Raw genomic sequence first — 24,215 nt, forward strand, 5'->3', positions numbered from 1 at the left:
GCAAGGATCGTCGGCAAGCCCATGAACGAGATCCTCCCCTATATCTATTATTCGCTGCCCTGGGCCTTCGTGCTCCTGCTGTCGGTCGCGGCCGTCGCGGGGATCGGTATCGGCCTGGTGTGGCCGCGCTTTCTGGTTTATCCCTACCTGGCGGTGTATTTCTGCATGAACTCGACCAGCTATGGCAGTCTGGCGGTGTTCTCCAGCAGCGCCATCTACAGCCGCGGATCGGGCCTGCTGCTGTTCGGCATGGTGCTGTGGTGCATGCTGGGCGCCTGGGCCTGCGCCAGGGCTGCCGCCGTCTTCCAGCGCTACCCGGCACCGGAATGCAACCTGCGGCCCTGGTTCTGGGCCTGGTGCGTACTGCTGGCGGTCCACGCTGGCGTGGGCATGGTGTCGGGGGTGACGCTGCGCGAGTCGCTCTCGCCCCAGGGCTTCTCGAACATCATCTGGATGGCGCCGCTGATCTCGCTGATCTTGCTGTCCTTCCGCACCCGCGAGCACGTGCAGGAACTGAGCCATTTCATCCTGCTCGTCGGCCTGGGGCGGGCGCTGTTCGGGCTGGTGCGCTGGGCGGCCTTCGGGGGCGACCCGAACAATGTCTACGCGAACATGAACGCGATCAAGATTCGCCTGACCTTCTTCGACATCAACGACAGCCTGGTGTGCACGGTCGCCTTCGCGATTGCCGCGGTCCACCTGTTCCAGGCGCACAAGACCGACCGTCCCGCCTTCTGGCGCGGCATCGAGTGGATGACCCTGGTGTCGACCGCGCTGTGCATCGTGCTGTCCTACCGACGCAGCGCCTGGATCGGCTTCGTGCTGGCCTTCCTGGTCATCATGATGCGTTTCCCGGTCAAACGCCGGATGAAGCTGTTGAGCGCCGGCCTGCCGCTGGTCGGGGCCGCGCTGGCCTATGTCGGGATGGAGCGCATGACCCAGACCAAGGGCGCGGCCGGTGGCCTGTCCAGTCTGGTCTACGACATGCAGTCGCGCCGCTTCGGGGCCGAGAGCGAGCGGGTGATGGAACTGAAGTTCGCCATGGCCGACTTCCTGGCGCAGCCGATCACCGGCATCGGCTCCTGGGGCCGCTACACCGGCTACCAGTACATCTCGTGGCAGAATAACGCGGACGGTGGCCTGTTCCTGCACAGCGGGGTGCTGCACATCGCGCTCAAGAGCGGCCTGGTGGGCACCGCGCTGCTGTTCGGCACCATCATCGCTTTTGTCCTGTTCGCTCGTCGCGCCTTGAAGCAACTGCCGCCTGAATTGCTCGGCATCGGGACGGCCGGCGTGGCCGGCATCGCCTTCATGATTCCCGACCTCCTGATCGGCACTCCCTTCCCGCAGGTGCGCACCACCCAGATGCTGGCCTTCTGCCTGGCCTTGCCCTACCTGGCGATGGCGGTGAGCAAGATGGTGCCGAGTGCGCACCCGGCGTACAAGCCCTCGGTGCCGCGGCCGCACCTGGTGCCCGCCTGATGAGCGCGAACCTGTCCCTAAAACTGGTGCGCAACGCCTGGTCGAACCTGCTGGGCGGGGCGATTCCCGCGCTGGTCATGCTGGCGACCGTGCCCCTGGTGGTGAAGGGGCTGGGCGAATCCAGCTATGGCGTGTATTCGCTGGTGACGGCCATCGTCGGCTATTTCGCCGTAATCGACATCAACCTTACCGCCGGCTCGGTCAAGTACATCGCCGAACACCATGCGCGCGCCGACCAGGACAAGGTTGTAGAGACCATGTCCTTCGGCCTGATGGTGTATGCCCTGATCGGCCTGCTCGGGGCGCTGGGCCTCTTCGTGGGAGCAGGGTGGTTCATCACCGGGGTGTTCTCGGTGCCGCCTGCGCTGGTGCCGGAAGCGATCGCTACTTTGAAACTGGCGGCGCTCGGCTTCCTGCTCGGCCAGGTCCAGGTCTACCTGAACAGCGTGCCGCAGTCGCTGATGCGCTACGACATCTCGGCGCGGGTCGAGATGGTGTTCGGCAGCCTGGTGCCGCTGGCGACCGTCGCCGTGCTGCTGCTCGGTTACGGCCTGTTCGAAGTGGTGCTGCTGCGGGTGGTGGCCAGCAGCCTGCATTGCCTGGTCCTGTGGCGGGCGATCCGGCGCCTGGTGCCGGGCTTCCGCTGGCGCTGGCCGCGCGCCCGCATCCGCAACGAGCTGCTGGGTTTTTCGGCCTATTCTTTTTTATCGCGCTTTGCCACGCTGTCTTACGTGCATGCGGACAAGCTGATCATTGGCGCGCTGGTGGGCGTCACCGGCCTGGCCTATTTCACGGTGGCGGCGACGCTGGCCAACCGGGTGCTGGGCCTGAGCTTTCGCCTGTCCGGCGTGCTGTTCCCGGCCGCCAGTGCCCTCGCCGCATCGGGCGAACTGGCACGCCTGGACCGCCTCTACCTGAAAGCCACGCGCTACGTGGCGTTCTTGAACGCCGCGATCCTGGTGCTGGTGGCGGTGTTCGCCCACCAGATCCTGCGTTACTGGATGAACGAAGATTTTGCCCGGAATGGCGCCCTGGTGCTCGCCGTGATGGCGCTGGCCCAGTTCGTCGATTCGCTCACCAGCCTGCCGTCGCTGGTCAACGACGGCATGGGCCATCCGCGCATCTCCGGCCTGTTCGCCGTCGCCAGAGCCCTGGCCGGCCTGGGCATCGTGTATGTAGGCGTGGCCGGCTGGGGCATCGATGGCGCCGCCTGGGGACATTTAATAGGCTCGCTGCTGTTCACCTGCGCCTTCCTCGCCTACGTGCACGGGCGCACCGTGCCGACCCGGCTGGCCCGCCTGGTGACGCAGGGCTATGCGCCCGGCCTGCTGGGGGTGGCGCTGGTGGCGGTGGCCGCCACCACGGCCGAGCAGCTGTTCGATGGGGGCGCCTGGGACTTCGTGCTGATCCTGGGCATGACCGCGCTGCTGCTGGGGATACACGGCCTGCTGTTCGTGGTCGAGCGCGACGACCGGAGGCAAGCCTGGGCGCGCCTGAAGACCTGGCGGGCGCGCGTCCAGGCGGCGGGAAGCTGAATGAAGATCCTCATGGTATCCGAAGACTTGCCGGGCGAGCAGCTCGGTGGCCTGGCCAGGCATGTGGTCACCCTGTCGAATGCCTTGCTCGAAGCGGGGCACCAGGTCGACATCATGGGCCGCTCGGACCGGGCGCACGCCGATAGTGCGGCCGAGATCGGTTTCCAGGGACGCTTCATTCCCGGCTTCGATTTGCGCCGGGTCGGCTGGAAGGAAACCCAGCTCGGCTTCTTCAACCCGGCCAAGCGGCCCTGGTTCGCGGCCAAGGTGGCGCGCGCCTTTGCCGGCCATGCGCTTGACTACGACGTGGTGCATTACCATGGCCACCTGCCGATGATTGGCCTGTACGTCGACCCGGCCCTCAATTTCGTCCAGACCCGCCACGACCAGGGCAGCGAATGCGTGATCCACCTGCGCTTCAAGGAAGGCGCCGTGTGCCTGGACACCGCCAGCCGCGCCTGCGCCGGCTGCGCCCACCCGGCGCCGGGGCTGCTGCGCAGCGCGCTTTCCAGCCATGCGGTCACGCGATACCGGGGCGAGACCGCACGCGCCTTTGCGCGCCACAAGACCATCTTCGTGTCGGACTTCCTGCGCCGCCAGTTCCTGCGCACGCTGCCGGGAGCCGACCTGTCGCGCTCGCGCGTGATCCACAATTTCATTCACTACCGCAAGCTCGCCGCGCTGGCAGGCAAGGGCGCCGCGCCCCGTCCGGGCCAGGTGCTGGCGGCCGGACGCATCGACACCGGCAAGGGTTTCGGCGAATTCCTGGCCGCGGCGCGCGGCCGCCTGCCGCCCGATGCACAAGTGCTGGTCGTGGGCGACGGCCCGCTGCGCGCCCAGTTAGAGGCCGAATATGCGGGCGCGAAGGTGCGCTTCCTCGGCTGGCAGCCGAACGCCGAGGTCGTGGCGCTGGCAGCAAGCAGCCATGCCTGCGTGGTGCCCTCGGTGTGGGAAGAACCCTGTGGCACCACCATTCTCGAAGCGCTGGCCCTGGGGCGACCTTGCCTCGCGCTGGCGCGCGGCGGCAATCCCGAGCTGTCCATCTACCAGTCCTTTCCCGGCCAGCTGCGTCTTGCCGGCTCGATGGATGAGCTGGTGACGCAGTTGTCCGCCACCCTGGCACAGCCGGCCACGGCGCGGCCCTTGCCGGCCACTGCCGGGATGGACGTTTTCCAGGCCCTACCCACTATCTTGGAGTTCTATGCCCAATAAGCCTACCTTTTCGATCGTCACCTGCACCTGGAACAGCGCCGCCACCCTGGCCGACACCCTGGCCTCGGTGCAGTCGCAGACCTGCCAGGACTTCGAGCATATTTTCGTGGACGGCGGCTCGCTGGATGCCACACTGGACATGATCGCCGCCTATCCCGGCAACAAGCGCGTGCTGCGCGATATCAAAGGCGGCATCAGCCGCGCCATGAACCAGGGCATCGAGGCGGCCAGCGGCGACATCATCGCCCACCTGCATTCGGACGACTATTACAAGGGTCCCGAGGTGCTGGCCACCGTCAGGCGCGCCTTCGAGCAGGCGAGCCTGGCCGGCGAGCCGGTGGACTGGGTGTACGGGAACATCCAGATCCTCAAGGACGGCAAGATGGCGCCGCCGTATGCGATGCCGGCATTCTCTTACCGCGCCTTCGTTTCCGGGAGCAGCTCGATCCCGCATCCCGCCGTGTTCGTGCGCAAGTCGGCCTTCGAGCGGGTCGGCATGTTCGACGAAACGCTCAAGTACGCCATGGACATCGACCTGTGGCTGCGCCTGGGCGCCACGGCGCAGCCGGCGATGATCGACCAGCCGCTGACGGTGTTCCGCGACCACGCCGGCAGCGTGTCGTCAGCCAACCGCCTCAAGGCACGCCAGGAAGAGTTCGACGTGCGCCGCCGGCACATGGACAAGGCGCCGCTGGCTTTCGGTATTTACTGCCTGCGCTACCTGAAGCGCCTGCGCGGGCTTCAGGCTGCCCAACCCCTGCCGAGCCCATAGCAATCCGACAGCATTGCGCTTTTGTCTTTGCAGTCCGGTTACGACCGTTAAAAGCCTGCAAATATTGTTCGGTAAAGTTGAAATTTTGTCGTGGTATTTCTGCAGGGCAAGAGAAAAATCTGTGTTTTCTTTGGGGAATTTGCCTGTGTTCAACTTACTTTGAGATACTATAAATCTCATCAAGTAAGCCGCTGCACCAAACAGGCAAGTGTTCTTCAGCCCACCGGCGTTGCCGGCGCGGCGCAAGAATGTCAGTTATTTTTCTCGGAGTACCCACAATGCAATTTCATCGGAAGAGCCTCGTCTGGGCCGCTGCATTCGCCTCGCTGTTCGCAAGCGTCGCCGCCCGCGCCGACTGGGTCCAGTCGAACGACCCGCTGGTCATCCAGGCCAAGCCCGAGATGAACCAGGTACAGGCCCAGAATCCGCCGGGCTTTACCTGGTCGCGCCACGCCACCGGCCCGGCCAGCTACGAACTCGAGATCACCCCGGTAGGCGGTACGCCCACCAAGGTCGTGGTCGAGCGCAACTGGCATTTGCCGACCAAGGCCATGGCCCTCGGTAACTACACCTGGCGCGTGCGCCCGGTCGGCACCAGCGACTGGTCCAACCCGCGCACCTTCTCGATCACCAGCAAGTCAGCGGTGTTCGAAGTGCCGGACAACGCCACCGTGCGCAACCGCATCCTGTCCAAGGCCCGCCCGCGTTCGCTGCCGGCCTCGGTGACCCCGTTCTCGACCTGGAGCACGGCCAAGAAGACCGACCTGGAATCCTACCTGAGCCGCCTGGGCAATGAAGTCAAGGCCCAGATCACGGCCGTCCCGGCACTGTCGGACTCGCGCTGGTCGATCGTGATCACCAGTCCGCTGACCGCCGCCATGGCCGCCCAGCAGACCGACGTGCGCCAGCGCATCAACGAGGCGACCCGACAGCTGGAAGCGGCGGCGCTGATGTACCGCATCAAGGGCGAGTCCATCTACCTGACCGAAGCGCTCAAGCGCGGCGACGAGCTGGCCGCCCTCGACCCGAAGGGCCCGACCAGCTATGTCAACCAGGACCAGGCCACGCGCCAGATCGCCTGGGGCCTGATCAAGGGTATCGACTCGCTGGCCGGCGCGCTGGACGCGACCCGCAAGGCGCGCTGGCTGGCCTCGGTCAAGACCCGCACCACCGTCATGTATGACAACCTGGCCGGCGATAATGGCCGCCTGGACCAGTTCCCCTTCGATTCGCACGGCAATACCAGCCTGGTGTTCCTGGTCTTGATTTCGAGCCTGTCGCTGGGCGACATCCCGGAAGCCCAGAAGTGGTTCGACTTCTCGTTCCGCGCCTATGCGCTCAGCCCGAACCCATGGAGCGGCCCGGAAGGCGGCTACGCCAACGGCACCGCCTACGCCGAATACTCGGCCGCCTACCTGCTGGCGCTGTGGGACCCGCTGTCGCACGCCAGCGGCGTGAACTTCTTCGGCAAGCCCTGGACGCTCGGCTTCCTCGACTTCGCGATGGAGTTCATCCCGCCGGGCGCGCGCGTGCACGCCTTCGGCGACGCGTCCGAAACCAAGCCGGACGCCCGAGTGTTCCGCGCCTTTGCCTCGCGCATGTGGTCCCCGCGCGCGGCCTGGTTCGTGAAGAACACCACCGGCATGGAAGACGCGATGTCGCTGCTGTCGGCCCAGTATCCGCTGCCGGTGAAGGACACGACAATCTACCAGGCGCCGTCGAACTCGGCCTACTACCCGAGCATCGGCTGGGTCGCGATGCACAGCGACCTGGCGTCGACCTTGCGCGTCTCGACCTTCTTCAAGTCCAGCCCGTACGGCTCGTTCAACCACAGCCACGGTGACCAGAACGGCCTGCTGCTGTCGAGCGCCGGCCAGCCGCTGCTGGTCAAGGCCGGCTGGTATGACTGGTATGGTTCGCCCTACTGGAGCGACTGGTACCACCAGACCCGCTCGCAGAACGCGATCACCTTCGACGGCGGCAAGGGCCAGATGGTGAACGGCTACCGCGAGCAGTTGCAGCGCAACGGCAAGATCACCGCCTTCACCGCCCAGCCGACCTATGACTATACGGAAGGCGATGCGACCCCGGCCTACGGTGGCCAGCTGACCATGGCCAAGCGCCAGGTCTGGCACCTGCGTAACGCCGGCAATGCCGTGCTGGTGCGCGACCGCCTGTCGAGCACCGTGGCCCGCACCTACGAGTGGAACATGCACACCCCGGCCATCATGGCTGTGGAAAACCCGCTCAACGTCAAGGTCGCGGCCGGCACCCAGACCCTGTGCGTGCGTTCGCTGAACACCGCGGCGACCTTCGCCAAGTGGATCGGCCCGGGCGCCAAGGCCAACGTGGTGGAAGACCACGGCGCCTTCTACCTCAAGGGCGAGGCCAATGCGACGAGCGAGTTCATCGTGCTGCTCGACGTCGGCTGCAAGAAGCCTGCGGTGACCATGGGAAGCTCGGGTTCGGTGCGCACCATTACGGTGGGTGGGCAGACGGTGACGCTGAACTAAGCGCCCGACCGGCGCGACGCGCCCGGGCAGGGACAACCCCGCAGCAGATGCCGCGGGGGTTTTTTTTGCTACTGGTCCAGCGGGATGGCGATCCCGATGACGCGGTATTGCGCCGGGAACATGCCACGCAAGGTCGCCTTGCCGGTTGGCAGGTTAATGCTGAACAGGCTGCTCCTGCCGTCCGCGCCCGTCAGCGAGGCCAGGGCCTGCACCTCCACCGTCACTCCATTGCGCACGCTGCTGTAGATGTCGAAGCCGGTCTCGGCGGCGGCATCGAGGCCCAGCTTGCCGGTGGCGGCCAGGGTGCCGTCATTCGGCGGCGACTGCAGGGCGACCTGGTCCAGCATGGTGTCGAGCGCGTACAGCGTGGTGGCCGTCGTGCTTGATAAGTCGTTATTGGTATAGGCCGAGCCGGTCACCATGACAGCGTTTGGCCCGACGGCATTGGCCGGCGTCGCGGGCGGGTAGTCCAGCGGATCGTCGGCGATCGTGGTGCCGCCGGAATTGATGTTGTGGCGCAGGTTCTGCCCGGTATCGCTGACGATGCGCAGGCGGTCGGCGGCAGGATTGAAATCGACGCCGAACGAGGTCCCCTCGAGGGCAACCGTCAGGGTGCTGACGCGGGTCGCCACGGCGGTGCCCGGATCGATCCGGTACACGCCGCCGCTCCGGCTGACGCCATACAGGCCGCCATCCTGGACCCGGTAATCGATACCCACGAGCACATCACCACGCATCAGGCCGCTGATCGTGCCGATGGCGCGGGCCTTGCTCGGACGCTTTTCGCGGAAACAGACGAGTTGCATGTCGGCGGTCAGTCCGACCACCGCGAGCGGGCCGCCCTCGCGGTGGTCGCTCAGGCAGGCGGGGCGGGCTCTTTCGGACGGGGCGGCCTTGTCGGCCGACACGGCTGGGACCGCCGACAGGGCGGCAAGGGTGGCGGCAAGCGCCAGGATAGCTGGTTTTCTCACGGTGACTCTCCTCTACACGCCGCTCGATCGTTAGCGAAGCGGCTTTGGTTTCAGTGAAACGCGCGGTGCATTGCCCCAGGCGTGAGCCTGGATAGCGGCAATACGGGATCCGGATCGCCATCGAACCGGTCTCCACTCTACGCACGGCGGGGGGCGCCGGATGCAGGGATTGCAAAATATTTTTTCGACAACGCGGGTGGCGGGGGCGAACGCTGTTTTTCCCGTAGATGTGCTGAACCGCAGATTCTGGCCGCGCCGCCGAACCGTGCATGCCCGTTGCTGGGCTAGAATCGGCTGGCCTGTCCTATCGGAATGAGCCCGCATGCGCACACCGCTGTCGATCGCCTACATCATCCGCGACCCCTTGCCGCCGGCCCGCGCCGACGTGCTGACGCTGTTCGGCGAGGAAATGCCGCGCTACGGCGTGCACAGCGAGATCGTCGGCCAGGCGGGCGGCGATCGCCCTGCGGCGCCGTGGGCGGCCGGCGGCATGCACGCGGTCGGCAGCCTGCGCTCGCGCTTTGCCAGTGTGCTCTCGCCGCTATGGGACCTGCGCGGCCTGCTGCAGGCGGCGCGCCGGGTACGCCCCGATTGCATCCAGGTGCGCGACAAGATTGCCTCCGGCCTGCTCGGCCGCCTCGCCGCCGCGTGGCTGGCCGTTCCCTTCGTGTACTGGATGTCCTTCCCGATCGTGGAAGGCTTCGAGGTGCGGCGCGACGAGCTCAAGCAGCGCAAGCGGCGCCTGGCCTGGTTCGCGCATGCGGTGCGCGCCCGCGCCTCGCGCTTCGTGATCTACCGGCTGGTGCTGCCCGGCGCGCGCCACATCTTCGTGCAGAGCGACGCCATGGCGGCCTGGCTGGCGGCCCAGGGTTTCGACCGGGCCCGCATGACAGCGGTGCCGATGGGCGTGGATGCGGCCCTGTTCGACCGCGGCACGGTCGAACCAAGCACGGACCCGCGCCTGGAGGGCCGCCGCGTGATCATCTACCTCGGACGCATCGCCCAGGCGCGCGACTCCGGCTTCCTGCTCGAGGTCGTGGCCGAACTCAGGCGCGAGGTCCCCGGCATCCTCCTGGTGATCGCCGGCGACGCCGCCTCCGGCGACGAAATGGCCTGGATGCGCGCCGAGATCGCGCGCCGCGGTGTGCAGGACCATGTGCTGCTGACCGGCTGGTTGCCCCAGCGCAGCGCGCTCGGCTATGCGGTGCGGGCCGAGGTCGGCCTGTCGCCGATCCCGCGCGGCACCTTGTTCGACGTGTCGTCGCCCACCAAGCTGGTCGAATACCTGGCGCTGGGCATTCCCAGCGTCGCCAACGACATTCCCGACCAGCAGCTGGTCATCGAGCAGAGCGGGGCAGGGCTGTGCGTGCCGATGCAGGCGGCGCCGTTCGCCGCCGCCGTGCGGCGCCTGCTGGATGAGCCGGAACTGTCCGCCACCCTGGCGCAACGTGGTCCGACATACGTCCGGCGGCACCGGACCTATGCTATTCTCGGTCAAATAGTTGCAGAAACGTACACAAAAATCCTGCGTGAGAGGAAATAAAGCTGTCCTCATTGCGTTATGCGCATGACATTGAATCGTGCGCAACCCGGAGACAACACTGTTGTACTATTCAAAAAAATTTCTATTTTGCAAACTTCAGTCGGCAAGGTGTCAGGCGTGAAGGAGGCGCCGCGGGTGCTGATGCTCGGCACCGAGCCCGGCGGGCGAGGCGGCGTCGCCACCGTGGTCTCGCTCCTGCGCCAAAGCGGCCTGTTCGAGCGCGAAGGCGTGTGCTACGTGCCGACCCATGCGGAAGGCTCGCGCCTGGCCAAGGCCGGCACCGCCCTCAAGGGCCTGGTGCGTACGCTGGCCTGCCTGGCGCGCGCCCCAGGCCGGCGCCCGCAAGTCATGCACGTGCATGCCGCCTCGAAGGGCAGCTTCGTGCGCAAGTCGGTGCTGCTGGCACTGGGACGCGCGGCAGGGTGCAAAACGGTGTTCCACCTGCACGGCGCCTGTTTCGACAGTTTTATCGCCGGATCGAATCCCCTGATGCGGCGCTGGATCCGCCATACGCTGGAAAAGAGTTCGGTCGTGATTGCCCTGTCGACCCGCTGGGCCGGCTTCCTGCGCGAGTTCGCGCCCGGCGCCCGGGTGGTGGTGATCCCGAATTCGGTGCCGCTGCCGCCACCCGCGGCGGCGGGGTCCGAGCCGGGGCGCATCCTTTTCCTCGGCCAGGTCGAGCCGCGCAAGGGGATCTTTGAACTGGTGGAAGCGGTGGCGCTGCTGCGCGAACGCTTCCCGCATATCGAACTGGCGGTCGGCGGGCAGGGCGCATTGCCGGAACTGCGGCGCCGCGCACAAGAATTGAACGTGGCCGACCGGGTGACCGAGCTGGGCTGGGTGGGCGCCGGGCAAAAGGCCAATGAACTGGCGCGCGCGGCGATCTTCTGCCTGCCCTCGCATGCCGAGGGCTTGCCGATGGCGATGCTGGAGGCCATGGCGTCGGGCAAGGCGATCGTAGTCACTGGCGTGGGCGGTATTCCGGATGCGGTGCGCGATGGCGAGAACGGCCTGCTGGTGCCGCCGGGCGACGTGGGGGCGCTGGCGGCGGCCCTGGGGCGCCTGCTGGGAGACGAACAGGAAAGGCGGCGCCTGGGAGAACGGGCGCGCGCCACCATACAAGAACAATTCGAGTCCGGCGTGGTGATCGGACGGATAGCCGCAGTCTACGAACAACTTCGCGACACGAGCGCGAGCCGGGGGGATCGATGAACGCAACAGTGAGGATAGGGTGGCTGGTCAACCGGCTGCGCTGCATGTCGGTGGCGGAACTGGGCTACCGGGTACGCCAGGCAGCCACGACCCGCATGGGGCGGCGCATGGCGGGCCGCACGGCGCCCGCGCCGCTGCCGCGCGCGCTGACCCTGGCCGTGCACGGCGCCCCCACGCTCGCCCCAAGCGAAGTCGAGGCCTTGCTGCTCGACGCCGACCGCATCTGCGCCGGCCACGTCGTGCTGTTTGCCGAACGCCGCTTCGACGTCGGCGTGCCCACCGCCTGGAACCGCGACCCCGAGACCGGCGTCACCGGCCCCGCCCTCTACGCCGGCGACATCGCCATCACCAATCGCGAGCAGGTCGGCGACATCAAGCACGTGTGGGAGCTGAACCGCCACCTGCACCTGGTGCGCCTGGCCCAGGCCTGGGCCGTCAGCGGCGACCTGCGCTGGCTGCATGCGCTCGAGCAGCAGTTGCGCAGCTGGCTGGACCAATGCCCGCCGCTGACCGGCCCCAACTGGACCAGCTCGCTGGAACTGGGCATTCGCCTGATCAACTGGAGCCTGCTGTGGCAGCTCGTCGGCGGCGAGGCCAGCCTTCTATTCGCCGGCGAATCCGGCCAGAAGCTGCGCGCCGACTGGCTGGACAGCATCCACGCCCATTGCCGCAGCATCGCGCGCCACCTGTCGCGCCATTCCTCGGCCAATAACCACCTGATCGGCGAACTGGCCGGCCTGTATGTGGGCGCCAGCACCTGGCCATGCTGGAAAGAGTCGAGCGAGTGGTGCGCCCAGGCACGCCGCGAACTCGAGCATGAAGCCGTGTTGCAATTCTCGCGCGACGGCGTCAACCGCGAGCAGGCCTTTGCCTATCATGTGTTCTCGAGCGAATTCCTGTTCGTGGCCGGCCTGTTCGGCCAGGCCAGCAAGAATCCTTTCCCGCGCCCCTACTGGGCCGCGCTGCAGCGCGCGCTGCGCTTCCTGCGCTCGGTCCGCGACGTCGGCGGCAATCTGCCGGCGGTGGGGGACGCCGACGACGGCTGCGTGTTCCGGCTCGACGCCTCCGGCATGGACCGGGCCGGCCAGCTGCTGGCGCTGGGCGATACGGTGTTCGGGGCCCAGGCCGACAATCACGCCGGCGTGCGCTGGCTGCTGCATGCGCTGCCCGGCACGCGTCCCGATTGCGACCCGCACGAAGTCGCGACAAGCTGGGCTTTTCCGGACGGCGGCTACCTGTTGTTCGGAAACCACTTCGGCGAAGCGAGCGAAATCAAGGGCATGCTCGATTGCGGCCCGGTGGGCTACCTCGGCATCGCGGCCCATGGCCATGCCGATGCGCTGTCCCTGACCCTGTCGGTGGCCGGCGAGGAATGCCTGGTCGACCCCGGCACCTTCTCGTACTGGCAAGAGCAGAAGTGGCGCGACTATTTCCGAGGCACCTCCGCGCACAACACCGTGCGCATCGACGGACTGGACCAGTCCGTCAGCGGCGGGCGCTTCATGTGGGTACGCAAGGCCGAAGCCCGCATCGAGCGCATGCCGACCTCGCCGCATGAATTCGAGTTCCGCGGCTCGCACGACGGCTATACCCGGCTGTCGGATCCGGTGCGGCACCTGCGCAGCGTGCGCTTCGACGGCGCCGGCAACTCATTGATCGTGCGCGACGAGGTGTCGGCGCGCAAACAACATAAAGTCGAGCTGTTCTGGCATTTCGCCCCGGAACTCGACGTGCGCCTGACCAGCCACGGGCTGTCCGTGCGCGGCAAGCGTTTCGTGCTGCAGCTGCAGGCCAGCGGGGCCGACCTGCAGCTCGAACTGGTGCGCGGCGCCGAGAATCCGCCGCTGGGCTGGTACTCGCGCACCTATGAATCGAAGCGGCCCTGCGAAGTGCTGCGTATCACTACCGTATCGTCCGCCGTCCCAGTCGAATGCAGGTTTACAATAACGTTCTTGCATTAACAATTCCTTAACGATTGGAAATGTCATCATGCTAATTTACCTCGTTGCCGGCGCGCGCCCGAACTTCATGAAGATCGCGCCAATCGTGCGCGCGCTGCAGGCCCAGTCGGCGCTCAGCTTCAAGATCATTCATACCGGGCAGCATTACGACCGTGACATGAACGAGGTCTTCTTCGACGAGCTGGGCATTCCGCAGCCGGATGTGTTCATGGCAGCCGGCGGCGGCAGCCATGCCCAGCAGACCGGCAAGATCATGGTCGGCTTCGAAGAGCTGTGCACGGCCGAGCACCCGGCCGCGGTGCTGGTGGTGGGCGACGTCAATTCCACGCTGGCCTGCTCGATCGTGGCCAAGAAGCTGTGCATCCCGGTGGCCCACGTCGAAGCCGGGCTGCGCAGCGGCGACATGTCGATGCCGGAAGAAATCAACCGCCTCGTCACCGACGCGATTTCCGACTGGTTCTTCGCCACCGAACCGGCCGCGGTGGATCACCTGCGGCGCGAAGGCAAGCCGGACTCGGCCGTCCACTACGTCGGCCACGTGATGGTCGACAACGTGCTCTATCAGGCGGAGAAGCTGGGGCGTACCGATACGTCCGGCTTCGAGACCAGCGCGTATAAGGCAGCACGGCAGGCGGCAGGTGGGCGCTACGGCGTGGTGACCCTGCACCGCCCGAGCAATGTCGACGAGCCGGCGACCTTTGCCCGCATCGCGGGGGCGCTCAGGGAGATCTCGAACGAATTGCCGCTGATCTTCCCGGTGCACCCGCGCACCCGCGCGAACATCGAGAAATTCGGCATCGACCTGGGCCCGAACGTGACCCTGGCCGGCCCGCAGGCCTACATGGCCTTCCTCAACCTGTGGAAGGACGCGGCCGTGGTGCTGACCGACAGCGGCGGCCTGCAGGAAGAAACCACGGCGCTGGGCGTGCCTTGCGTGACCATCCGCGAGAACACCGAGCGTCCGGTGACGGTCGACGAAGGCTCGAACGTACTGGCCGGTACCGACCCCGTCGTGATCCTGCGCGAGGCGCGCAAGGTATTGGCGGGCGAAGGCAAGCAGGGCCGCCGCCCGCACTTGTGGGACGGCCGCGCGGCCGAACGCATCGTGGCCATCCTTGCAAAGGAATTGCAGCAGGTCTAGTGGAGGAAAGCGCATGACTGAACGCATCACGTTGATGGGCTGCCAGGTCGACAACCTGACTATGGAAGAGACGCTGGACAGGGTCGAAGGTTTCATCGCGACCGGCTTGCCCCATCAGCACGTGGTGGTCAACGTGGACAAGCTGGTCAAGGCCAGCCGCGATCCCAAGCTGTGCCAGATCATCAACGACTGCGCGCTGGTGAACGTGGACGGCATGCCGGTGGTGTGGGCCTCGCGCCTGCTGGGCAAGCCGCTCAAGGAGCGGGTCGCCGGGGTCGATCTGTTCGAGGCGCTGATGGCACGTGCGGGCGAGAAGGGCTGGCGCGTGTTCCTGCTGGGCGCGCGCGAGGAGGTCGTCAGTAAAGTGGCCGAAACCTACAGCCGCAAGTATCCGCTCCTCGTGCTGGCCGGCTACCGCGACGGCTACTGGAAGGGCGAGGAAGAAGAAGCGCTGGTTGCCGAGCAGATCCGTCTGAGTGAGGCCGACCTGCTGTTCGTGGCGATCAGCTCGCCGAAGAAGGAGCAGTTCCTCGGCCAGTACCAGGCGCACATGCGGATTCCCTTCGCGATGGGCGTGGGCGGCACCTTCGACGTCGCCATCGGCAAGGTCAAGCGGGCGCCTGTATGGATGCAGCGCGCGGGGCTGGAATGGTTTTACCGCTTCCTGCAGGAGCCGCGCCGCATGTTCCGGCGCTATTTCATCGAGGACATGGCGTTCATTCGCCTGTTCATCAAGGAAGCCCTCAAGGGCAGGCAGGTCAGGCAGGGATAGGGCGGGAGCGGAAAGCCGCCGTCGAACAAGAAACGCGAGGGCCGCGCGCCCGCCGCCTTCAGGGCCGGCGCGCTGCGCAGTGCAAGGTCTGGAGAGACTGTGATTCGCGGAAGCACTGACAGGCACTTAATTGATACCTATTACATATTACAGAGAGCGAAACGACATGAAGATTCTGGTTACTGGCGGCATGGGCTATATCGGTTCGCATACCGTCGTCGAACTGCAGAACGCGGGCCACGAGGTGGTCGTGGTCGACAACCTGTCGAACGCCGTCGCATCGGTGCAGGAACGCGTGCAAACAATCAGCGGCAAGACCTTCATCTTCGAAGAAGCCGACATCCGCGACCGCGCCGCCCTCGAGCGCGTGTTCGGCACCCACCAGGTGGAAGCGGTGATCCATTTCGCCGGCCTGAAGGCCGTCGGCGAATCGGTGGCCCAGCCGCTGCGCTACTACGACAACAACGTCAACGGCAGCGTCATCCTGTTCGAGACGATGGCCAGGTTCGGCGTCAAGTCGCTGGTGTTCTCGTCCTCGGCCACGGTGTACGGCGACCCGGCCTCGGTGCCGATCCGCGAAGACTTCCCTTTGTTCGCCACCAATCCCTACGGCCGCAGCAAGCTGATGATCGAGGACATCCTGCGCGACCTGGCCAAGGCCGAGCCCGACTGGCGCATTGCGCTGCTGCGCTATTTCAACCCGGTGGGCGCCCATGAGAGCGGCCTGATCGGCGAAGAGCCGAACGGCATTCCGAACAACCTCGTGCCCTACATTGCCCAGGTCGCCAACGGCCAGCGCGAGAAGCTGTCGGTCTTCGGCGGCGACTACCCGACCCCGGACGGCACCGGCCTGCGCGACTACATCCACGTAGTGGATCTCGCGATCGGCCACGTGAAAACCCTGGACCGCCTGGCCAAGGGGCCGGGCATCCTGACCTATAACCTCGGCACTGGCCGCGGCAACAGCGTGCTGGAAATGGTGCGCGCCTTCGAGGCAGCCTGCGGACGCCCGATCGCCTACCAGATCGTCGATCGCCGCCCGGGCGACGTCGCCAAGTGCTACGCCGACCCGGCCAAGGCGCGCGAAGAGCTGGGCTGGACTGCCGGGCGCGATGTCGCTCAAATGTGCGCCGACGTCTGGCGCTATCAAACCACAGCCAAATAATCCAAAGGACAGTCCCATGAAAGCCATGATTCTCGCAGCAGGCAAGGGCACCCGCGTACGCCCGCTGACCTATGACCTGCCGAAACCGATGATTCCCCTGCTGGGCAAGCCCGTGATGGCTTACCTCGTCGAACACCTCAAGAAGCATGGCGTGACCGAAATCATGGTCAACGTCAGTTGGCTGCACGAAAAAATCGAAGAATACTTCGGCGAAGGCGAGCAGTTCGGGGTCCAGATCGGCTATTCCTTCGAAGGCTATATCAAGGACGACGGCGAAGTCGTGCCCGAGCCGATCGGCTCGGCCGGCGGCATGAAGAAGATCCAGGAATTCGGCGGCTTCTTCGACGACACCACCATCGTGCTGTGCGGCGATGCCCTGATCGACCTCGACCTGAAAGCGGCCCTGCTCGAGCACCGCCGCAAGGGCGCGATGGCCACCGTCATCACCAAGGAAGTGCCTTGGGACAAAGTTTCGTCCTACGGCGTAGTGGTGACCGACGGCGACGGACGCATCACCGAATTCCAGGAAAAGCCGAGCGAAGAAGAAGCGAAGTCCAACTTCATCTCCACCGGCATCTATATCTTCGAACCGGAAGTGATCGACCTGATTCCGTCCGGCGTGGCCTTCGACATCGGTTCCGAACTGTTCCCGCTGCTGGCCGAGCGCGGCCTGCCGTTCTATGCCCAGGGCCGCCCGTTCAACTGGCTCGACATCGGCACCATGAGCGACTACTGGGAAGTGCTGCAGACCGTGCTGACCGGCGAAGTCAACCATATGGACGTGCCGGGCATCCAGATCGAGCCGGGCGTCTGGACCGGCCTGAACACCAGCATCAACTGGGAAGGCACCACCATCGAAGGCCCGGTCTACATCGGCTCCAACGTCAAGATCGAAGCCGGCTCGCGCATTGTCGGCCCGACCTGGATCGGCCACGGCAGCCACATCTGCGAAGGCGCGGAGGTGATTCGCAGCGTGTTGTTCGAATACACACGGGTGTTGCATGATGTAACATTGCATGAAATGATCGTTTTCAAGGACTACAGTGTCGACCGCAAGGGCGAGATGAAGCATGCTTCCGAGTATTCGTCGCGCGAGTGGCTCAATGCGCGCGACCGCCGCCGTTCGGGACGGTCTGAAAACGATGGCCAGAACGAGAACGAATCCGAGAAATTGAAAGAGAAAGTCAGCGCATGAAAATTTATCCAGTCATCCTCTCCGGCGGCGCGGGCACCCGCCTGTGGCCGTTGTCGCGGGCCGTGCTGCCCAAGCAGCTGCTGCCGCTGGTTGCCGACAAAACCATGCTGCAGGAAACTGCGCAGCGGGTGGCCGGCTGGCCCGGAGTGATGGCGCCGCTGGTCGTGTGCGGCAATGACCACCGTTTCATGGTGGCCGAACAAATGCGCGAGATCGGCATCACGCCGCTCGGCATCCTGCTCGAGCCGGTCGGCCGCAATACCGCTCCGGCGGTCGCGGCGGCGGCGAACTTCCTGAAGGCGATCGATCCGGAAGCGCTGATGCTGGTGCTGCCGGCCGACCACGTCATCGAGAACGGCGCCGCCTTCCGCGACGCGGTCGAACGCGCCGTGAGCCTGGTGGGGCAGGGCGCGCTGGCCACCTTCGGCATCGTGCCGACCGGCCCGGAAACCGGCTACGGCTACATCCGCCGCGGCGACGCCGTTGCCAATTGCGGCGACTGCTACCAGGTGGCGCGCTTCGTCGAAAAACCGGACGCCGCAACCGCCCAGTCCTTCCTCGACGAAGGCGGCTATTACTGGAACAGCGGCATGTTCATGTTCGGGGCCCAGCGCTTCCTCGATGAACTGCAGCTGCACGCGCCGAATATCGCCGAAGCGGCCGAGAAGGCCGTGCGCACCGGCTACCGCGACCTCGACTTCTGCCGCCTGGAAGAAGAAGCCTTCTCCGGCAGCCCGTCCGATTCCATCGACTATGCCGTGATGGAAAAGACCCGCCACGCGGCCGTGGTGCCGGCCGATATCGGCTGGAACGACGTCGGCTCGTGGTCGGCGCTGTGGGAAGTGCAGCCGAAGGATGAAAACGGCAACGCCCGGCGCGGCGACGTCTACCTCGATGGCGTGAAGAATTCGCTGGTGCGCGCCGAAAGCCGCATCGTGGCCGTGGTCGGCGTCGAAGACCTGATCGTGGTCGAGACCCAGGATGCGGTGCTGGTCACCCACAAGAGCCAGGTCCAGCGCGTCAAGCAGGTGGTCGACCACCTCAAGTCCAAGTCGCGTACCGAGCACCTGCACCACACCAAGGTGTACCGCCCGTGGGGCCACTACGAAGGCATCGATGCGGGCGACCGCTTCCAGGTCAAGCGCATCACCGTGAAGCCGGGCGAAAAGCTCTCCCTGCAGATGCACCACCACCGCGCCGAGCACTGGGTCGTGGTGTCGGGCACCGCGCGCGTGACCTGCGGCGAGAAAGTCAGCCTGCTATCGGAAAACGAGTCGACCTATATCCCGATCGGCATGAACCACCGCCTGGAAAATCCGGGCAAGCTGCCGCTGCACATCATCGAAGTGCAGTCGGGCAGCTACCTCGGCGAGGACGACATCGTCCGCTTCGAGGACATTTACAAACGTGCCTGACGAGCGGGGGGCGTTGCTCGGTCGTCGCATGGCTTGCCATGCGCCTCCTCGCGCCTTGCCCGCACTCGCCAGGCATCGCCTGTTAGGGGTGCTGCCAAACCACATCGGGCCTGCCGCCAACATGGGGCAGGCCTGATTGCTTTGTGCTTGAATTTGAATAATTGCACCCCGTAACCGTACATACCCAATCCGGGTAGCGGGCATACAATGCCCTGACGGGAACCGAGCGGGAGATCATCATGAAATCGATCGTTGCGGCGGGAAGCCTCGCCTTCGTCCTGGCGGCGCCGGCGGCGCAGGCGCAAGACAGCGCGCCCTTGCTGGACCTCACGCTCTACGGCCAGCTCGAGCGCTGGCTCGGGGCTGGCCGGCTCGACCTGCAAAACCTCTACACGCGCCGGGCGGGCGACGATTCGCTCGACTTCCACGCCGCCGTGGACGGTCGCGGCACCACCTTCACCCTGATGCAGGTGAGTAATGCCAGCGGCGACAGCTGGCTGGTCGGCGGCTACAACCCGCAAAGCTGGTCATCAAGCGACGGCTGGCACGTCACCGAGCGCTCCTGGCAGCGCACCGCCTTCATCTTCAACTATACCGATCCGCGCGTCTGGCGCCAGGTGGCATCTGACGACGTCCTGCCGAGCCGGGGCGCACGCCAGACCTATAACGTGCCCGACCACGGACCCACCTTTGGCGCCGGCCCCGACCTGCTGGTCAACGACCGGCTGGATACGGCCCTGTCCTGGCAAGTTTCGTACGGCCTGCTCGCGGGCGAAGCCGAGGGGCGCAGCATCATCGACCTGAGCAGCGGCGGCCAGCTGTTCCGCGTCGATGCGCTCGAGATGTACTCGGTCTCGGTCGTCCCGGAACCGGCAACTGGCGCCATGCTCGCCGCCGGCCTCGGCGTGCTGGGCTGGGCCGGAATGCGCCGCCGCCGCGCCCGGGGCTGAGCGGCAGGCAAAGCCGGGCAGGGCGCCTCCTCATCCGTGAACGGGGCGGGCAGTCCTTGTGGCATGATGGCGCCTGAGCCCGGCCTTGCCTTCCGTTCATCCTGCGACCCTCCATGCGACCACGCTTATCCGCCGTCCTGCCGTCCTGCCTGTCTTTCGCCTTTGCCCTTGGCGCCCTCCCTCCTCGTGACGCCGTCGCCGCGCTCAAGCCGGCCCAGCTGGCGATCGTCATCAACGACGAAGACCCGGACAGCGTGGCCGTCGGCGAGTACTACCGCAAGCGGCGCGAGATCCCGGCCGCCAACGTGGTGCACGTGCGGATTCCGGGGAAGCCGCGCAGCATCGGCGCCGCGCAGTTCCGCCTGCTGAAAGAAGAGATCGACAGCAAGCTCGGGCCCGAAGTGCAGGCCGTGCTGATGGTCTGGACCGCGCCGTATGCGGTGGAATGCAATTCGATTACCAGTGCCTATACCCTCGGCTTCGACGGCAGCCAGTGCATGAAAACCTGCGCCGCCGGCCAGCCCAGTCCCTATTTCAACAGCAGGTCGGCCCGTCCTTACAGCGAGCACGGCTTGCGCCCCTCGATGCTGCTGCCGGCCAGCTTGCAGGCGGCCGGTTCGCAAGCGGGGCCTTCGCGCCAGGGCGCGAAAGACCTGGTCGACCGTGGGATCGCGGCGGGTTTTCGCACCGTACCCGCTACCGCCTACTACCTGGTGACGTCAAACAAGGCACGCAACAGCCGCACAGGCTTCTTCCCGCCACCGGGCCGCGTGGTCGCGCATCGCCTGGCAATCAAGCAGGTACAGGGCGATGTGCTCGAAGGCGCGCAGGACGTGCTGGTCTACCAGACCGGCATGGCCGAGGTCGCCAAACTCGACACCCTGAAATTCGTGCCCGGCGCCCTGGCCGACCACCTGACCTCGCTCGGTGGGGACCTGCTGGGCAGCAGCCAGATGAGCAGCCTGCGCTGGCTCGAGGCGGGCGCCACGGCCAGCTATGGCACCGTGAGCGAACCCTGCAACCACTGGCAGAAATTCCCGAATCCCTCCGTGCTGCTGCGCCGCTACCTCGGCGGCGACAGCGCCATCGAAGCCTACTGGAAGAGCGTGGCCTGGCCCGCCCAGGGCCTGTTCATCGGCGAGCCGCTGGCGGCGCCGTATCGTGGCCGCTAGCGCCTGGCGCTTCCCTGTCCCCGTATTCCTTCTTGAACTGTCGCGCTTTCCCGACAGTTCTGGCGTGCGCAGGGCATTCCGCCCATGTGTTCGGGTATCGTTTTCTTTCTTGTCATCAAGTTGTCAAATAATTTATTTACTATGCATTTTGCTAATGGTAAATTGCGTTCTGCTAACAAATGTTCTGTGACAATTATCCGCCCTACCTTACCAGGATCCCCATGAACAAGTTCCTCGCTTCGATACACACTCCCGGACGGCGCACCGTGCTGGCCGCAGTTCTTGCCAGCCTGTCGGTTTCGGCTTTCGCCGAACCGGCCAACGTCGTCATCAGTCAGGTGTATGGGGGCGGCGGCAACAGCGGCGCGACCTTCCGCCACGATTTCATCGAGATCTTCAACCGCGGCAGCACCGCGGTGCCGATCGGCGGCTGGAGCGTGCAGTACGCATCGAGCACCGGCAACACCTGGCAAGTGACGGCGATCCCGGACGGGGTGGAATTGCAGCCGGGCCAGTACTACATGATCCGCGAAGCGGCGGGCACGGCCGGCACGGCCGACGTGCCATCAGACATCGTGGGCACGATCCCGATGTCCGGCACTGCCGGCAAGGTGGCGCTGGTCAGCGTGAAGACCGCACTGAGCGGCACCAATCCAACCGGCGCCCCGGTGGTCGACCTGGTCGGCTTCGGCGGCGCCAACGGCTTCGAGGGCAGCGCCCCGACCGCCACCCTGTCGAGCACCACCTCGGCTTCGCGCAAGACCGCGGGTTGCGTCGATACCGATTCCAACACCGGTGACTTCACCGTCGGCACCATCACCCCGCGCAAGAGCGACAGCCCGTTCAATGTCTGCGGCGGCGGCGTGATCGCGGAGCCGATCATCGCCACTTGCCCGGCATCGATCCTGCGCCCTTATAACGAAAGCGCATCGGGCGCCCTGAGCGCCATCGACAAGGATAGCCGCGTCACCGGCGCCGTCATCAGCGCCGGCGCCATCGCCGGCATTCGCCTCGAGAACTTCACGGCATCCGGCAGCAACAACAGCACCGCCTCGGTCACGCTGGTGGCCGACGCCTCGGTGGCTGCGGGCAACCATGCGGTAACCGTCAACTTCACCAACGACGCCAACCAGTCCAAGAGCTGCACGGTCACCGTGCGCAGCAGCGGCAACCTCAGCATCCCGGTCATCCAGGGCGCGGGCGCAGCCAGCAGCTACACCGGCACGATCCAGACCACCGAAGGCGTGATCACCGCCAAGGTCGGCAGCGGCTATTTCATCCAGGATGCCGCCGGCGACCAGGATTCGACCACCTCGGACGGCATTTTCGTGTTTGGCACCACCGCAGGCAAGGTGGGCGACCTGGTGCGCGTCACCGGCCTGGTGACTGAATACCTGCCGTCGGGCTCGGCCAGCACCTATACCGAACTGACCAATACGACCTCGTCGGTGGTCGGCGCCGGCCCGGCGATCAGCGCCACCAACATTGCGCTGCCCGCGGCCAGCCTCGAGCCCTTCGAAGGCATGCTGGTGCGCTTCACCGGCCCGCTGACGGTCAACCAGAACGCCTATGTCGGCGCGCGCGGCGAGCTCACGCTGTCGAGCGGCCGCCGCGAAATCCCGACCAACCGCTACCGCCCGGGCACCCCGGAAGCGCTGGCGCTGGCCGCGGCCAATGCCAACAACGAGATCGTGCTCGACGACGGCCTGTTCGTCACCCCGACCATCATCCCCTACATCGGTGAAGACGCCACCGTGCGTGCCGGCGACACCGTCACCGGTCTGGAAGGCGTGCTCGATTTCGGCGCCCTCGGCGGCGGCGGCGGTGGCTTCAAGCTGCAGCCGACGATTGCCCCGGTGTTCTCGCGCACCAACCCGCGTACTGGCGCACCGGAGCTGCCGGCCGGCGTCAAGGTGGCCAGCGCCAACGTGCTGAACTTCTTCACTACCTTCGTCGACGGCACCACCGTGGAAGGCGCCACGGGGCAGGGCTGCACCATCGGCTCGAGCACCCGCGCCAGCAACTGCCGCGGCGCGAACAACATGGTCGAGTTCGCGCGCCAGCGCGACAAGATCGTCAAGTCGCTGGCCGCCCTGAACGCCGACGTGGTCGGCCTGATGGAAATCCAGAACAACGGCGATACCGCCCTGTCTTACCTGGTTGGCAGCCTCAACAAGGCGCTGGGTGGCACGGTGTACGCGATGGTGCCCAAGCCGCCTGCGACCGGCACCGACGCCATCCGCGTCGCCATGATCTACAAGCCGTCGGTCGTCACGCTGGCAGGCGCGTCGATGTCGGACGGCGACCAGGTCAACAACCGTCCGCCGATGGCGCAGACCTTCAAGGCCAGTAACGGCGCGAAGTTCTCGGTGATCGTCAACCACCTGAAGGCCAAGGCCGGCTGCCCGGGGGGCACCGGTGTCGACACCGACCGCGGCGACGGCCAGGGCTGCTGGAACGCCACGCGCGTCGGCCAGGCCCAGCGCCTCGCTACCTTCTTCATCCCGCAGGTCAAGGCCAGCGCGGGCGACGAGGACGTGCTGGTGATCGGCGACATGAACGCCTACGGCTTCGAAGACCCGATCGACTACCTGACCGGCACCGGCCTGGTCAATGAGCTCGAGCGCTTCGTGCGTCCGCACGGCATGGCGTACTCGTATGTGTTCGGCGGCCAAAGCGGCTACCTCGACCACGCGCTGACCACCCCGTCGCTCAGCGCCCAGGTGGCCGGCGCCGCCGAGTGGCACAACAACGCCGACGAGCCCGAGGTAATCGACTACAACCTGGAAGCCAAGCCACAGGACCTGTACGCCAACAATGCCTACCGCGCGTCCGACCACGACCCGGTGATCGTCAGCCTGAACCTGGCCCCGACCTTCTCGAACGTGACGGCGAGCTTCTCGGTCTACCGTTCGGGCCTGGCACTGAACCGCAGCACCGGCCAGTACAGCGGCACCTACCGGTTCACCAACACGACGGGCGCGGCCATCAACGGACCCTTCCAGGTCGAAGTGGGCGGACTGCCTGCCGGCGTGACCCTGGCCAACGCCAGCGGCACCCGCAACGGCATGCCCTACATCACGGCCAGTGCGGCCTCGATCGCGCCCGGTGCGAGCGTGACGCTGACCACCGTGTTCAACAACCCATCCAAGGTCGGCATCAATTACAGCGCGACCATTTATTCCGGTTCATTCTAAGGAAGAC

The 24,215-nt window shown here is 66.0% G+C and carries 17 protein-coding genes; 16 read left to right on the forward strand and 1 reads right to left on the reverse strand.

Features of this window, described 5'->3' with window-relative positions; translation table 11 throughout:
* The first annotated feature begins 21 nt into the window (after window positions 1-21).
* The 5 genes from AC56K1_RS16970 (at window position 22) to AC56K1_RS16990 (ending at window position 7,514) form a co-directional block, all read left to right on the forward strand.
* Window positions 22-1,482 (forward strand): O-antigen ligase family protein, encoded by a 1,461-nt coding sequence (locus AC56K1_RS16970; RefSeq protein ID WP_497158966.1) that lies wholly within the window; start codon window positions 22-24, stop codon window positions 1,480-1,482.
* Entirely contained in the window at window positions 1,482-3,017 is a 1,536-nt protein-coding gene (locus AC56K1_RS16975; RefSeq protein ID WP_497158967.1) for an oligosaccharide flippase family protein, read from the forward strand. The genes AC56K1_RS16970 and AC56K1_RS16975 overlap by 1 nt, the downstream gene beginning before the upstream one ends.
* The gene (locus AC56K1_RS16980; protein WP_497158968.1) at window positions 3,018-4,229 is read left to right on the forward strand and encodes a glycosyltransferase family 4 protein; all 1,212 of its coding nucleotides are present in this window, start codon (window positions 3,018-3,020) and stop codon (window positions 4,227-4,229) included.
* Window positions 4,219-5,001, forward strand: a complete 783-nt coding sequence (locus AC56K1_RS16985; protein WP_497158969.1) for a glycosyltransferase family 2 protein — start codon at window positions 4,219-4,221, stop codon at window positions 4,999-5,001. Before AC56K1_RS16980 ends, AC56K1_RS16985 begins: the two co-directional genes overlap by 11 nt.
* Before the next feature lie 278 nt (window positions 5,002-5,279).
* Entirely contained in the window at window positions 5,280-7,514 is a 2,235-nt protein-coding gene (locus tag AC56K1_RS16990) for a heparinase II/III domain-containing protein (RefSeq protein ID WP_497158970.1), read from the forward strand.
* Between the two features lie 68 nt (window positions 7,515-7,582).
* Here the strand turns inward: AC56K1_RS16990 and AC56K1_RS16995 are convergent, their stop codons facing one another.
* Window positions 7,583-8,485, reverse strand: a complete 903-nt coding sequence (locus AC56K1_RS16995; RefSeq protein ID WP_497158971.1) for a DUF4394 domain-containing protein — start codon at window positions 8,483-8,485, stop codon at window positions 7,583-7,585.
* A 322-nt stretch (window positions 8,486-8,807) separates the two neighbouring features.
* On the opposite strand from AC56K1_RS16995, the gene AC56K1_RS17000 reads away from it, so the two are divergent.
* From AC56K1_RS17000 to AC56K1_RS17050, 11 genes are all read left to right on the forward strand, one after another.
* A complete protein-coding gene (locus AC56K1_RS17000) occupies window positions 8,808-10,028 on the forward strand; it encodes a glycosyltransferase (protein ID WP_497158972.1) in 1,221 nt (406 codons plus the stop codon).
* A gap of 87 nt (window positions 10,029-10,115) precedes the next feature.
* Window positions 10,116-11,240: a glycosyltransferase gene (locus tag AC56K1_RS17005; RefSeq protein WP_497158973.1), complete on the forward strand. Its 1,125-nt coding sequence runs from the start codon at window positions 10,116-10,118 to the stop codon at window positions 11,238-11,240.
* Window positions 11,237-13,201 carry a heparinase II/III family protein gene (locus tag AC56K1_RS17010; protein WP_497158974.1) on the forward strand — a complete coding sequence of 655 codons (1,965 nt, stop codon included), beginning with the start codon at window positions 11,237-11,239 and terminating at the stop codon, window positions 13,199-13,201. Before AC56K1_RS17005 ends, AC56K1_RS17010 begins: the two co-directional genes overlap by 4 nt.
* A gap of 28 nt (window positions 13,202-13,229) precedes the next feature.
* Window positions 13,230-14,342: a non-hydrolyzing UDP-N-acetylglucosamine 2-epimerase gene (gene wecB / locus AC56K1_RS17015; RefSeq protein ID WP_497158975.1), complete on the forward strand. Its 1,113-nt coding sequence runs from the start codon at window positions 13,230-13,232 to the stop codon at window positions 14,340-14,342.
* A 13-nt stretch (window positions 14,343-14,355) separates the two neighbouring features.
* Entirely contained in the window at window positions 14,356-15,114 is a 759-nt protein-coding gene (locus AC56K1_RS17020) for a WecB/TagA/CpsF family glycosyltransferase (protein ID WP_497158976.1), read from the forward strand.
* A 166-nt stretch (window positions 15,115-15,280) separates the two neighbouring features.
* Entirely contained in the window at window positions 15,281-16,279 is a 999-nt protein-coding gene (gene galE / locus AC56K1_RS17025) for a UDP-glucose 4-epimerase GalE (RefSeq protein ID WP_497158977.1), read from the forward strand.
* 16 nt (window positions 16,280-16,295) lie between these two features.
* Window positions 16,296-17,474: a nucleotidyltransferase family protein gene (locus tag AC56K1_RS17030; protein ID WP_497158978.1), complete on the forward strand. Its 1,179-nt coding sequence runs from the start codon at window positions 16,296-16,298 to the stop codon at window positions 17,472-17,474.
* Window positions 17,471-18,889 (forward strand): mannose-1-phosphate guanylyltransferase/mannose-6-phosphate isomerase, encoded by a 1,419-nt coding sequence (locus AC56K1_RS17035; protein ID WP_497158979.1) that lies wholly within the window; start codon window positions 17,471-17,473, stop codon window positions 18,887-18,889. Before AC56K1_RS17030 ends, AC56K1_RS17035 begins: the two co-directional genes overlap by 4 nt.
* A gap of 239 nt (window positions 18,890-19,128) precedes the next feature.
* A complete protein-coding gene (locus AC56K1_RS17040) occupies window positions 19,129-19,839 on the forward strand; it encodes a PEP_CTERM-anchored TLD domain-containing protein (protein ID WP_497158980.1) in 711 nt (236 codons plus the stop codon).
* A 113-nt stretch (window positions 19,840-19,952) separates the two neighbouring features.
* The gene (locus tag AC56K1_RS17045; RefSeq protein ID WP_497158981.1) at window positions 19,953-21,011 is read left to right on the forward strand and encodes a TIGR03790 family protein; all 1,059 of its coding nucleotides are present in this window, start codon (window positions 19,953-19,955) and stop codon (window positions 21,009-21,011) included.
* 221 nt (window positions 21,012-21,232) lie between these two features.
* A complete protein-coding gene (locus AC56K1_RS17050; protein ID WP_497158982.1) occupies window positions 21,233-24,208 on the forward strand; it encodes an ExeM/NucH family extracellular endonuclease in 2,976 nt (991 codons plus the stop codon).
* Window positions 24,209-24,215 lie beyond the last annotated feature (7 nt).

This window comes from Telluria sp. ZB4P37, from assembly GCF_059685855.1.